The 13,238-nt window shown below is 39.1% G+C and carries 14 protein-coding genes; 1 reads left to right on the top strand and 13 read right to left on the bottom strand.

Translation table 11 applies throughout. The features are described 5' to 3' along the window. Window position 1: 1 nt before the first annotated feature. Window positions 2–895 carry a DNA polymerase III subunit delta' gene (locus O3629_RS00595; protein ID WP_155124707.1) on the bottom strand — a complete coding sequence of 298 codons (894 nt, stop codon included), beginning with the start codon at window positions 893–895 and terminating at the stop codon, window positions 2–4. Further along, window positions 892–1,530, bottom strand: a complete 639-nt coding sequence (gene tmk / locus O3629_RS00600) for a dTMP kinase (protein ID WP_049472085.1) — start codon at window positions 1,528–1,530, stop codon at window positions 892–894. The genes O3629_RS00595 and tmk overlap by 4 nt, the downstream gene beginning before the upstream one ends. Window positions 1,531–1,679: 149 nt before the next feature. On the opposite strand from tmk, the gene O3629_RS00605 reads away from it, so the two are divergent. Beyond that, window positions 1,680–2,567 carry a YitT family protein gene (locus O3629_RS00605; protein WP_049485952.1) on the top strand — a complete coding sequence of 296 codons (888 nt, stop codon included), beginning with the start codon at window positions 1,680–1,682 and terminating at the stop codon, window positions 2,565–2,567. A gap of 394 nt (window positions 2,568–2,961) precedes the next feature. On the opposite strand, the gene O3629_RS00610 is transcribed toward O3629_RS00605, so the two are convergent. From O3629_RS00610 to upp, 11 genes are all read right to left on the bottom strand, one after another. Next, window positions 2,962–3,618 carry a CBS domain-containing protein gene (locus O3629_RS00610; protein WP_003005183.1) on the bottom strand — a complete coding sequence of 219 codons (657 nt, stop codon included), beginning with the start codon at window positions 3,616–3,618 and terminating at the stop codon, window positions 2,962–2,964. 149 nt (window positions 3,619–3,767) lie between these two features. Further along, window positions 3,768–5,006 (bottom strand): MFS transporter permease, encoded by a 1,239-nt coding sequence (locus tag O3629_RS00615; protein ID WP_045759741.1) that lies wholly within the window; start codon window positions 5,004–5,006, stop codon window positions 3,768–3,770. 214 nt (window positions 5,007–5,220) lie between these two features. Continuing rightward, window positions 5,221–6,087, bottom strand: a complete 867-nt coding sequence (locus O3629_RS00620; RefSeq protein ID WP_371608551.1) for a helix-turn-helix domain-containing protein — start codon at window positions 6,085–6,087, stop codon at window positions 5,221–5,223. Window positions 6,088–6,535: 448 nt separating this feature from the next. Continuing rightward, window positions 6,536–7,246, bottom strand: a complete 711-nt coding sequence (locus tag O3629_RS00625) for an ABC transporter ATP-binding protein (RefSeq protein ID WP_003008277.1) — start codon at window positions 7,244–7,246, stop codon at window positions 6,536–6,538. Further along, entirely contained in the window at window positions 7,246–8,010 is a 765-nt protein-coding gene (locus tag O3629_RS00630; protein WP_003005595.1) for an ABC transporter ATP-binding protein, read from the bottom strand. Before O3629_RS00630 ends, O3629_RS00625 begins: the two co-directional genes overlap by 1 nt. Beyond that, on the bottom strand, window positions 8,010–8,957 hold the full coding sequence (locus O3629_RS00635; protein WP_003008278.1) for a branched-chain amino acid ABC transporter permease: 948 nt from the start codon (window positions 8,955–8,957) through the stop codon (window positions 8,010–8,012). Before O3629_RS00635 ends, O3629_RS00630 begins: the two co-directional genes overlap by 1 nt. Before the next feature lie 3 nt (window positions 8,958–8,960). Continuing rightward, a complete protein-coding gene (locus O3629_RS00640; protein ID WP_045759743.1) occupies window positions 8,961–9,830 on the bottom strand; it encodes a branched-chain amino acid ABC transporter permease in 870 nt (289 codons plus the stop codon). An 81-nt stretch (window positions 9,831–9,911) separates the two neighbouring features. After that, window positions 9,912–11,069: an ABC transporter substrate-binding protein gene (locus tag O3629_RS00645; protein WP_023918808.1), complete on the bottom strand. Its 1,158-nt coding sequence runs from the start codon at window positions 11,067–11,069 to the stop codon at window positions 9,912–9,914. Between the two features lie 108 nt (window positions 11,070–11,177). Continuing rightward, complete coding sequence (locus O3629_RS00650) at window positions 11,178–11,456, bottom strand: DUF2129 domain-containing protein (RefSeq protein WP_003013098.1); 279 nt, start codon at window positions 11,454–11,456, stop codon at window positions 11,178–11,180. A 277-nt stretch (window positions 11,457–11,733) separates the two neighbouring features. Further along, a complete protein-coding gene (gene clpP / locus O3629_RS00655; RefSeq protein ID WP_021153673.1) occupies window positions 11,734–12,324 on the bottom strand; it encodes an ATP-dependent Clp protease proteolytic subunit ClpP in 591 nt (196 codons plus the stop codon). A gap of 128 nt (window positions 12,325–12,452) precedes the next feature. Beyond that, window positions 12,453–13,082: a uracil phosphoribosyltransferase gene (gene upp, locus O3629_RS00660; protein WP_003005574.1), complete on the bottom strand. Its 630-nt coding sequence runs from the start codon at window positions 13,080–13,082 to the stop codon at window positions 12,453–12,455. Between the last annotated feature and the right edge of the window lie 156 nt (window positions 13,083–13,238).

Raw genomic sequence — 13,238 nt, forward strand, 5'->3', positions numbered from 1 at the left:
CTTAACTTTCTAAGCTCAAAACCATATATTCTAGAGCATTTTGAAAAGAAACATTGGCCTTCCACATCCTGCGAGCAAGACTCAATTTCTCAAGCAACTGCTGGGATCTACTCAAGCGCAACTGCTCTTCTAAAGCCAACTCCATCAAACGAAAGGCCTGGCTTTGTTTTTCCTTATCATCTGCTAGACTCACCAAGCGGGTCACTTCCAAATAAGCACGATTTAAATTGGATTGACAACGTTCGATGAATTGATCACAAACTTTTGCTAGTTCAAAAAACGTAGCATTCTTTTTTTGCTGCTCTGCCTCTTCGAGACTAAAACTAAAACGAGCTACTAAATTTGCCTGTGATTTGATCAAGCCTTCTTTTTCTAGCAGTTCGGTTAGATAGGCTTGCTTTTTAGGAAAATGGACCTGCTGGGCCCGACTCTTGATGGTCGGTAAGATCAAGTTTTCATCGGAAGTCAACAAGAAGAGATAGATCTCACTCTGGGGCTCCTCCATGACTTTTAAGAGAGAATTGGCCGCATTGGTATGCATCTTATCCGCATCTTGGACGATAAAGACCTGCCGACTGCCTTCAAATCCTGATTGAGAAAAGTCTTGAACGAGCGAGCGAATGCGGTCGGTCTTAATGATCTGGTTGACTGGACGCACGATCTTTACGTCTGAGAATTCTTCTTCAGCAATCAAGCGACAGGAACGGCATTTGCCACAAGGCCAGACTCCCTGCAAATCTTCGCAAAATTGACTTTGAGCTAGCAAGAGGGCCATCTCAAAACTGGCAAACGAACCTGTAAAAAGATAAGCATGACTGAGCTGTTTGTGTTCTAGGATCTGGGTGAAGCGCTCCACCAATTCTGGCTGGAGCTGTTGGATCTCTTCTAGCTTCATTTCAATATCCCCAAGCGATTTTCTAAAACAGCCAAAACATCCGCAAAGACTGCTTCAAAGGATTGACTGGCATCGATTTTCACAATGCGCTCTGGTTCCTTTTCGTACAAGGCCAAATAACCTTGTCTGACTTTTTGGTGAAGCTCCAATCCTTCCAAATCCAAACGATTGACTTCCCGCTCTTGGTTTTTGGCAATTCGAGCGAGCCCTTCTTCGACATCCAGATCAAAGTAAAGGGTGAGATCTGGTTTAAGACCATCTGTCGCGAATTGATTGAGCCACTCGATATCTTCCACACTCAGACCGCGACCATACCCTTGATAAGCGACCGAGCTATCAATAAAGCGGTCCATCAAGACGATTTTCCCAGCTGCAAGGGCCGGTAAGACACGTTCCACCAAATGCTGCCGGCGACTAGCAATATAGAGCAGCAACTCGGTCTTGGCATCCATACTAGTATGGTCTGGATCTAAAATGACTTGGCGGATCTTTTCTGCAATGTCTACACCGCCTGGTTCACGGGTTGTAATAAAAGGAATTCCTTTTTCTTCAAGTAGAGGCAAAACGGCTTCTAGGACCGATGATTTTCCCGCTCCTTCTGGACCTTCAAATGAAATTAATGTACCGTTTACCATAGTATCCTCTTTCTAGTTTTCTTCTTTTTATTTTACCAAAAATAAGGGTAAAAATCTTGTATTTTAGGAGAGAAAATTTTTCAAAGTCATTTTCATTTTTTCACTTTTTTGTTACAATGATCTTATAAAGTTTTAGGAGACAACCTATCATGTTTAAATTTAAAGATATTCTGGCTATCATCTTGGGGGCCGGCATTTTTTCATTTGGGATCTATTTTTTGGTCATTCCCTTTCACTTCTATGAAGGAGGAGCAACAGGGATTACCTTGATCACCTATTACCTCTTAAAAGTCCCCGTATCCATCATGAACTTACTGATCAATATCCCTCTTTTCATTCTGGCTTGGAAGCTGCTGGGTAAGAAATCTCTTTATCTAAGCTTACTGGGGACCTTTTCGGTTTCCGCTTGGATGGCAATTTTTGAGGCCATGCCCCTCAGTCACCGCTACCATCACTTCATCTTTGAAGCCTTTAAAGGAGATATTCTGCTTGCCTGTATTGCCTCAGGGGTTGTGCTTGGTTTGGGGCTAGGGATCATCTTCAATGCTGGAGGAACCACGGGAGGAACAGATATCCTCGCTCGCATCTTTAACAAATACACTTCCCTCAGTATGGGGAAACTCATGTTGATTGTAGATGCCATTGTTCTGACAACTGTGGTTGTTGTCTTCCAAGATGTTCGTACCGCTATGTATACCCTCTTCTTTATCCTGATTGACACCCTTGTCATCGACTTGATTGGGGAAGGTGGTTTTGCTGGAAAAGGCTTCCTTATCGTTACCTCTAAACCAGAAGAAATTGCCAAAAAGGTATCTGACGATCTGGGTCGCGGGATTACCTTTATCCGCGGGATGGGCTATTACAGCCGTAAGGACCTGGATATTGTCTACTGTGTCGTTTCGCGGAATGAGATGAAACAAATGAAAGACATCATCAATCAGATCGATCCATTCGCCTTCATCACCATTTCTGAAGCCCATGAAATTCTCGGCGAAGGCTTCACTTTAGATAAAGAAAAACAACCCATTACCCGTTAATAGAAAAAATAAGGCTAGATTCTCATCTAGCTTTGTTTTTCTATTTACGATTTTCCTTAGGTGAGTACGGACGTCAGGTGAAATTATCCAGTGGATGATTTCAGCAATCCAGGAAGTTCCATGACTAAATCAAGATACAATCCGCGACCCGTATTCAATTAGTTTTGAGCCCCTTCGCTTTTTAATTTCTAAGCTCAGGCTAAAACAGTTCCCCAAACTGTTTTACTCTCAAAAATTCCGAGAGCATGAAACATACTTGTTTCATGCTATTTTCTCACGGTGGAAAATCTTAGAATACACGTCATAATTAATAAAATCATAATTATTTTTACAGAATTTATTAAGTTACTTTATACAAAAATCAGACTGGATTGTCATCCAGCCTGATTTTTTATTAAATTGCTTTTGCGGTTGTTCGAGTGATTTCATCGACTTTCAAACCGTTGGCTTCAAATTTACTACGGATTCCTTCTAGATCTGTCACCCCATCAATTTGAACTTCGATAACCACACGATCATCTTTGGTTGGGATATTGACTGTATTGGCGATGTTATACCCTTCTTCTACAATCAAGTGAATGATTTGTTCTAGAACTCCAACCTTATCTTCTGTCACAAAGCGAACACGAACTCCTTCTTCTCCATAACCGGATACTTCAAGGAAGGCACGGAAAATATCACGGTCTGTGATGACACCGGATACTTGGTCATTGTCCACGACTGGAAGAATTCCCACCTTGTTCTTATACATGAGATAGGTCGCATCTTCTAAGCTCGCAAATTTAGAGACGGTAATGACATCGCGAAGCATGACATCTTTGACCTTGGTCTTGTTCAACAGATAGTTCATCTCGAAAATAGACAAGCTTGTTGCTTTAGATGGACTTGCTTCTGCAATCGTACCTTCTGTCACCAAACCAACCAATTTATCGTTTTCAATGACTGGCAAACGGTGCAAACCTTGTTCGCGCATCAAATCTGCCGCGTGGGCAATTGTAGTATCTGGACTAATGTAAACCACTTTACGTGTCATAAAATCTTTAACAGCCATAACAAGTTCTCCTATGCTTTTATTAGTTTTATTATACTTGATTTTAAGAATGATTTCAAACGCTTTCAGCAGTTTTCTCTTGTTTTCAAAATTTAGAAAAATCAAACACACGTACCTTTTTATGCAACATTTAATCTTGTAAACTAATCTTAGTCACTAGTAACCGATTTATTAGAAGATAAGGAAAGTACAAATACCACAATGGATAATAATAAGAATATACCCCAGGCAAACTGAGAGTTCCACATAGATAAACTTGTAAATAAAATAGTTGCTATTGGCATTGATAATACTGATATAACCTTAAAAAAACTACTAGTTTGTGCAAGAATATCCGGTGGAAGTTTTGCCATTAAGAGACTATTTAATTTGGGATTTACCTTACTACTAAGATACATCATGAATGCCAACACACTAAAGGAAATAATTTCCAAACCATTTATCCAACCACATATTCCTATGACTATTAATAATCCACTATCTATTTGAAGTATTTTAATAAGTGATAGTTTAGAAAAATAATCATTAGGGGTCATTCCACCAATTAGGGCTGAAACAAATAATATTGTTTGAAGTAAAAATACCGACTGAGCAAAAGATAAACCAAAAGGAGTTATTTCTGTAAATTTCAGATTGTACATTATTAAAATAGCACTGCCTAACGAATTTAATCCTAAAATTGAAAAAATCATTAGACCAAAACGTACTTTCTCTTGATATTTAAATATACTTTTACTATTTTTGTAAAGGTTCTTAAGTTGTGAGATAAACCCATTTTCTGGTGAATAATTAACTTCTGGATGTGTCAATTGTCTTTGGATTTTAAGCAATACCATCGATGATAATAAGAAACTTATAGCATTTATCGTAGCTAAAAAGAAGAAATTATTATGAGAAATCGTTAGTAACCAAACTCCCAAAGTTTGACCAGAAATCAAAGTTATTTGACTAATTACTTGATCAAAAGAGTACGCTTCCATCAGCTCTTCTTCGGGAATGTGGGACTGAAACATGGGTAATACTAAGCCTCTTCTGTACTCTGCAATACAATCTGATAGGATGTTAATGAAACATACAATCGAGAAAACTAGCCATGAATTTTCTTTCGATAAGAACGCAACCATAATAAATAATACTGCTTGTATATATCCTAATAATAGCAACCACAATTTCTTATTCTTTGTTTTGTCAGCCTGCATTGCAATAAAAAGAGCACAAATCGTTGGAATATATTGTATAAAACTTGCTACACCAACCGCCAATTTACTATTCGCCATACTTGCTGCAAAAACTACAAAAACAAGATTATAAATAGTTGATCCTAAATCATCGAAGAAACTAGACAAGACCAGATTCCTAAAAAAAATATTTCTTAAAAAAACTTTCATCTGCTATACCTTTCTAGTAGAAACTTGATATACATAACTTCATTCAAATAAAAAAATATTTTTAAGTTTTTCAGAATTACTTTTTCTTTTATATGAATTAACGAAATATCGAAGTATTTAATTGTTATATCTAAATATAGTTTACTACTAAATTTTAAATATTTAACAGAGTTTCAAATATGAAATATCCTATCTCATACATCTGATCTTTTGCCTAATTTATATGTATCCCAAACTGGTCCAATTTTACCTCTAAAATATTAATCAGTTGACTATCACCAACAACTCGAAGAGACTCTATAAATTGTTTAATTTCCTTTTTAGAATTTTTTGACTTTAAGTAACCATTTACTAATTTTAAAAATTTCAACAACATGATTTCTAGCATATCATATGGGAAAAGAAGCTTTTCTAGCTCGAGTATAAACAATGGAACTTGAGTATCAATTTTTCTTAAAATTAATTCGCCAATTAAATTTATGTACGTTAATTTTAAAGAACTTAAATTGTGTTTAAGAAAATTATAATCTTTAGTCCTTTCCGCAAGCTGATCTCCAAAAAATAATAAATCTTCATCAGAAATTAAAGTCATTGTATTTCCAAATACATATAATTCAAACCATGTCCAAGATTCAATTGAAAATAGATAATCTACCAATACTTTTCTATCTTCTATTTTTATTTCATAGTTTTGATCTAATGAATGAATCGCATTTTCAATAATAAACGACTGAATTCTTTGATATTGATCCGTCTCTTCACTCTGTAATACTTCGGTTAATAGATACTCTAATCCTTTAATATCCTGTTTCAAAAATAAAGTGGATATCTTCTTACCTAAAATAATATCTTTAGGTAATTCATAATTATTTAATTTATGGCCAAACTCTTCAAAAGTCATGTGAATTGATTCTATCGCTATTAATAATTTATCAGCACTTAACATTGTTTGCCCATTCTCAAATTTAGACAATTGTGCTATGCTTAATCCTTTTCTAGCAACATCCTTTTGTTTTAAGCCTCTGGCGATTCTTAGTTCCTTATATAATTCACCCAATTGAATTTTTCGATCTATATGCATAACTTATTATCCATTTCAGTCATTAGTAATTACGTTTATTTTACCAAATTAATAAAGGAAATTATATATTTTAAATTATTTTACTAAGAAAAAATCTCAGCCAGTACAAATGAAAAAAGAAAGGCCTTCAGGACCTTTCTTTCGAACATATTCAAACTGTTTTTCCTATAAAATTAGATTAATGTTTCTTCATAATAGAAATTATGCTATTTTTGAATCATTAGGAGTATATAGAAACTTTCCGCCGTGAGAAAAGTGCTTGAAACAAGATTATTTCAAGCACTCGGGAGTTTTGAGACCTTAGGCTCAAAACTAAGTCATGGAACTTCGTAGAAGTTCGCTGACGTCCGTACTCACCTAAGGAAAGTTTCTAAATTATCTTTGTCATCAATCCGAAGAAAGGTCTTCAAGACCTTTCTTTTTAACATTCTAGTGAACTTTAGAAATCTTATCCACCAAGGTAGGCCTTGCGGACTTCTTCTGAGGCTAAGAGTTCTTTTCCTGTTCCGGAAAGAACGACTTTCCCTGTTTCCAAAACATAACCGCGGTCTGCGATAGCAAGAGCCTTGTTGGCATTTTGCTCGATCAAGAGAACCGTTGTCCCTTGTTTTTGGATATCTTGGATGATATCAAAGATTTCTTGGATAAAGATTGGAGCCAATCCCATAGAAGGTTCATCCAGAAGCAAGAGTTTTGGCGTCGACATAAGTGCACGACCCATTGCTAGCATTTGTTGTTCCCCACCAGATAGGGTTGCTGCATCTTGGTTCTTCCGTTCTTCCAAACGTGGGAAACGGGAGAAAACTTTCTTCAAGTTAGCTTGATTTTCTTCTCGATCTTTCTTCAAGAAAGCTCCCATCTCCAAGTTTTCCATAACAGTTAAGCCCGGAAAGACATGACGACCTTCTGGAACTTGAGAGAGTCCTGCTGCTACAATCTTTTGAGCCGGAACCTTTTGAATTTCCTGACCTAAAAACTCGATTTTCCCAGCACTTGGACGCACCAAACCTGAAATGGTACGAAGAATAGATGTTTTCCCAGCACCGTTAGCACCGATAAGAGAGACAACTTCCCCTTCGTTTACCTCGAAACTGACATCACGGACAGCCTGGATCATGCCATAGTGTACAGAAAGATTTTCAACTTTTAACATAGACATTAGGCTTCACCTCCTAGATAGGCTTCGATTACGCGTTTGTTGGTCTTGATTTCATCTGGCGTACCATGGGCAATCAAGCGACCGTATTCCAATACATAAATCCGTTCCGTTACTTCCATAACCAAGCTCATATCGTGCTCAATCAGCATGATCGTAATATTAAATTCTTTTTGAATGCGACGAATCAATTGGGTCAATTCTGCTGTTTCTTGAGGGTTCATCCCTGCAGCAGGTTCATCCAAGAAGAGGATTTTTGGCTCTGTCGCAAGGGCACGAACGATCTCCAAGTGACGTTGTTGTCCGTAAGCTAAGTTTTTGGCCAAGGTATCTGCTTCTTTTTCCAAACCAAAAATCGCTAACAATTCAAGAGCTTTCGCTTTCAAAGCTTCTTCATTCTTGTAATAGCTTGGCAAGCGAAAAAGACTCGCAAAGACATGTGGTTTGTGGTGATTGGCAAAGGCAATCAAAACATTGTCCAAAACGCTCAAATCTTTAAAGAGACGAATATTTTGGAAAGTACGTCCCAGACCACCTGCAGCGATTTTATAAGGTGCTTTACCATTTAGTAGCTGACCATCTAAGGTAATGGTCCCTTCACTTGGTTCATATACCCCTGTTAGGAGGTTGAAGAGGGTTGTTTTCCCGGCACCGTTGGGTCCGATCAAACCAACCAATTCCCCTTCATTGAGTTCCATGGTCACATCCCCAACGGCTGTCAAACCACCAAAGTTTTTTGTTAAATTTTTTACTTCAAGAAGTGCCATTAGTTAGCCTCCTTTTTTGAGAGTAGTTTTTTCAAGCTGAATTCCCATGTTCCAAGAAGACCACCTGGACGGAAGATCATCACGAGAATCAAAGCCAATGAGTAAATGATCATACGGACACTTGAGAAGTCTTGAAGCACCATGTTCAAGATCCCCAAGACGATGGCTGCTACAACTGTTCCTGACATTGATCCCAAACCACCAAACACGACAATGATCAAGACATTAATGGTATTGGTGAAAGAGTAATCTTTAGGAACAACAGAGCCGATAAAGCCAGCTTGGAGAGATCCAGCAATCGCCGCTGTGATCGCACCAAATACAAAGGCGATGACTTTGACTTTGGTCGTATTGATCCCAACAGATTCTGCTGCGATTTCATCTTCACGGACAGAAAGGGTAGAGCGCCCAATTGGACTGCGTAAGAAGTTAATCGTAAAGATCGTTGTAATGACAACAAAGAGGTAAACCAATTGCCAAGTTGTAAAGGCTGGCAAACCAAGGATACCAGCAGCACCATTTGTTAGAGTACCACCATTGACGATCAAGATCCGGATGATTTCAGAAACCCCAAGTGTCGCAATTGCGAGGTAGTCCCCTTTCAAACGAAGGGTTGGAACCCCAACGATCAAGGCAACGACACCAGCAATCAAAGCACCTAAAACCATCGCACCAAAGAAAGCCCCATAGGTTGGTGATTTGGAACCAAGAATGGCTGCAGAGTAAGCACCAATCGCCATAAATCCGGCATGGCCGAGTGAGAATTGACCTGAGAAACCAACAATGAGGTTCAAGCCAACTGCAAGGATAATATTAATTCCAATTTGTTCTAAAATTTGGATATAGAAGAGGTTGAGCACACCCGCTGCAACCAAGACTTGGATCAAGGCAAAACCTGCGACCAAAAGACCAAGCCAGACTAAATTCACTTTTAAATTTTGTTTCATGGCTTACACCTTCTCTTTCACATTTTTACCGAGGATACCTGCTGGACGGATGAGCAAGATCACAATCAAGATGGCATACACAATGGCATCACGGAAGTCTGAAAGACCGATCGCTGTAGCGAAGGTTTCCAACAAACCGATAACAAATCCACCTAGGGCAGCACCTGGAATGATTCCGATTCCTCCAAGAACGGCTGCGACAAAGGCTTTGATCCCTGGTGTCATCCCCATCAAAGGCTCGATCGAGTTGTAATACAAACCAATCAAGACACCACCAGCACCTGCCAAGGCTGATCCCAAAGCAAAGGTAAAGCTGATCGTACGGTTTACGTTAATCCCCATCAATTGAGCGGCATCACTATCAACAGATACAGCCCGCATGGCTTTCCCCATCTTTGTCTTTTGAATAATAAATTGAAGAGCGACCATCAAGAAAACTGACACTCCCAAGATCATCAACTGAATATTGGAGATTGAAATAGGACCGAAGTTGTAACGAACCGTTTTAATCACTTGCGGGAAGGAACGGGTATTGGCACCGACGAAGAAGACCATCCCATATTCGAGCAAGAAGGAAACCCCGATGGCTGTGATCAAGGCTGCAATCCGAGTCGAATGACGAAGCGGACGATAAGCCAGGTATTCAATTACAACCCCTAAAATAGCTGTCCCAACCATGGCTAGGAGCAAAGCGACAAAGAAGTTCACTTTCAATGAATTTAATAAGAAATATCCCATAAAGGCACCTACCATGTAGATATCCCCATGGGCAAAGTTGATCAATTTGATAATTCCATACACCATGGTATAACCAAGGGCCAAGAGTGCATAGACACTTCCCAAGATTAGACCGTTCACTAATTGCTGGAGCATTTGAACCATCCTTTCTAACAATAAAGAGCGAGGCCAGGAATTTTCATTCTCCCAGCCTCTTGTACAAACAACAAATGATAATTATGGTTTAACAGACTCAACTGATTTGACTTTACCATCTTTCAAGCCAATCATAAGAGCTGATTTAACCGGGTTGTGGTTCTTGTCAATTGACATTGTACCAGTCACACCTTCCAAGTCTTTCAACTTCGCAAGGTTATCTTTCAATTCGACAGAGTTCTTAGCACCTTTAGATGCTTCTGCAACCATGTAAACTGAATCATAAGCCAAAGCTGCGAACATTGAAGGTTCTTCATTGTATTTCGCTTTGTAGGCTTCTACGAATTTCTTGGCTTTATCAGTCATTTCACCTTCAGTAGAGAATCCAGCTACGTAGTAGATATCTGTAGCTGCAGCAGGTGTTGCTTGTTCAACGAACTTAGCATCGCTAAATCCATCCCCACCAATGATTGGTTGTTTGATTCCCATACCACGCGCTTGGTTTACGATCTTACCAGTTTCTGTGTAGTAACCTGGAAGAACAATCGCATCGAAGTCTTTATCTTTGATTTTTGTAAGAGCAGCTTGGAAGTCTGTATCCTTAGATTGGAAGGTTTCTGTTGCTACGATTTCACCTTTGTAAGATTTCTTGAAGGCTTCAGCAATCCCTTTCGCATAGTCAGATGAGTTATCGTAGTAGAGAACGACTTTCTTCGCTTTCAAGTTATCAGTTGTGTATTTAGCGATGATTTTTCCTTGGAAGCTATCGATAAAGGTTGCACGGAAGAGGTAATCTTGACCTTTTGTCAAATCATCTTGAGTTGCTGATGGTGTGACCAATGGAACACCTGCTTTACCAGCGTTGGCAACCGCTGCTGCAGTAGCACCTGAAGTTGCAGGTCCTACAAGAGCGTTCACTTTTGATTGAGTGACAAGGTTTGTAGTGACTGTAGCTGCTTCAGCTGTTTCAGATTTGTTATCTTTATCTGTGACAACGATCTTCTTACCGTCAGCTCCACCCTTAGCGTTGATTTCATCAACGGCCAATTGAGCACCTTTTTGTTCAGCGCTACCGTAGGCTGCTACTTCACCAGTTTTTTCAAAGTTAAAACCGACTTTTAGTTCCTTGCCGATTTCGTTACCAGTTGTGTTTGAACCTGAAGTAGAAACTTCACCACAAGCAGCAAGAAGAGCGACACTTGCAATGGTTAAAAATGAAAGAGCAAATTTTTTCTTCATTTGTAATGATCTCCTTAAATGAATCTTAAAATAAATACATTAAGAATATACCGAATTATCTGACAATTGTCAATAAAAAAAGCGCAATCCATCAAATGATTGCGTTTTCTAACCTTCTGTGACCACAGATGGGGTCTCCAATCGTTGCAAACTCCCCACAAAATCTGTATCTAAATCTTTGAGATGGCAAGGCAAGACTTTTTTGACATAACGTTCTTTCTTTAAGTCTTCCATGACTTGATCGGCCTTGTCGCTGTCCACATACAATTGGACATAACGGCATTTCTTAGAATGGTACAAGACATCTCCGACAGATTGTAATTTTTTCCCGTCTCGATTGTAATACAATTTAACAATTAAGCCTGTTCTTTCTTGTTTCTCAAACATGGTCAATCCCTTTCTCGTTCTGTTACTAGTATATCAAATTTCAAGAAAAAGAACTACTCTTTTATGAGAGCAAAAAAGAGAGTGGGACAGAAATCGGTAATTCGTTAAAATTCGATTTCGTCGTCCCACCTCCGCACAGTTGAGTAGGGCTGTAAAAGCTGATGAAATCAGCGTAGTAGAGCCCACTCAACCACTGCGTTTTGCTCGACAATCCAAAAATAATTGAGAGGCTAGGACTTTTGTCCCAGCCTCTTGACGGGCCTTCCCACAGGATGGTTTAACCCAATTTATTATTGGCCATGATTTCATCAATAAAGCCATATTCAAGTGTTTCTTGTGCGCTCATCCAATTGTCACGCTCCGCATCAGCATGCACTTTTTCAATGGATTGACCTGAATTTTCCGCAAGGATTTTTTCCAAGTTGTTCCGTGTTTTGAGTAAGTGTTCTGCTGCAATCGCCATATCGGTTTGTTGGGTACCACCACCAGTACCACCCATTGGTTGGTGAATCATGTACTCGGCGTTTGGCAACATGAAGCGTTTGCCCTTCGCACCGCTTGAAGCGATAATAGTTCCCATAGAAGCTGCCATCCCCATAACAATGGTTTGGACATCTGACTTGATAAAGTTCATAGTATCTACAATGGCAAGACCTGCTGAGACAGAGCCACCTGGGGTATTGATATACATATAGATATCTTTTGTATTATCTTGGGCATCCAAGAAGAGCAATTGAGCGATAATGGAGTTAGCCATTTGGTCCTCAACTGGTCCTGTTACCATGATAATTCGATCTTTTAACAGACGGGAATAAATATCGTAAGAACGTTCTCCTCGACTGGTTTGTTCAATAACTACTGGAATCATCTATTCTTCTCCTTTAGTATCCATTCATTCTCACGATTCGTGAGGTTCAAAGTATATGTGCTATTATAAACCAATGGTCAAAAAAGGTCAAATCTTAAGCACCTTTCGGACGAATCATGAATGGTTTCTTATTTGGTACCGAATAAACGGTCACCTGCATCTCCAAGACCAGGAACAATGTAGCCATGTTCATTCAAATGATCATCGAGGGCTGCTGTAAAGATATCAACATCTGGGTGAGCTTCTTGAAGAGCTTTCACCCCTTCTGGCGCTGATACTAGACAGACAAATTTGATATGGCTAGCGCCACGTTTTTTCAAGGAATCAATAGCTAGAATAGCGGATCCACCCGTAGCAAGCATTGGGTCTACTACAAAGATACGACGTTGATCAATATCTTCTGGCAATTTCACCAAGTATTCAACTGGTTTCAAGGTTTCTTCATCACGGTACATCCCGATATGGCCAACCTTAGCAGCTGGTACCAAACTCAAGAGACCATCAACCATCCCAATCCCTGCACGAAGAATTGGGACAATAGCCAACTTCTTCCCTGCGATTTGTTTTTGAACGGTTTTGGTAATAGGAGTTTCAATTTCAACATCCTCAAGAGGCAATTCACGCAATACTTCGTAGCCCATCAACATAGCAATCTCATCTACCAATTCACGAAAGGCCTTCGTAGAGGTATCTGTACGACGAAGAATAGACAATTTGTGTTGAATCAGTGGATGTGTAATAACTTCTAATTTTCCCATTTTGAGATCCTTCTTTCTAAGCTGTTATTATTCAAAAAAGAGCTATGATAAAAGTGGAGTCAAGCTCTACTCTTTCTTTCAGTCCCTCTTTGATACTCACAGCACATGGAAATCTTCATTTCCAACTTTACATTCTTCTTATTATACCAAATTTTA

Source organism: Streptococcus sp. 27098_8_12, assembly GCF_041432115.1.
Lineage (GTDB): Bacteria > Bacillota > Bacilli > Lactobacillales > Streptococcaceae > Streptococcus > Streptococcus parasanguinis_V.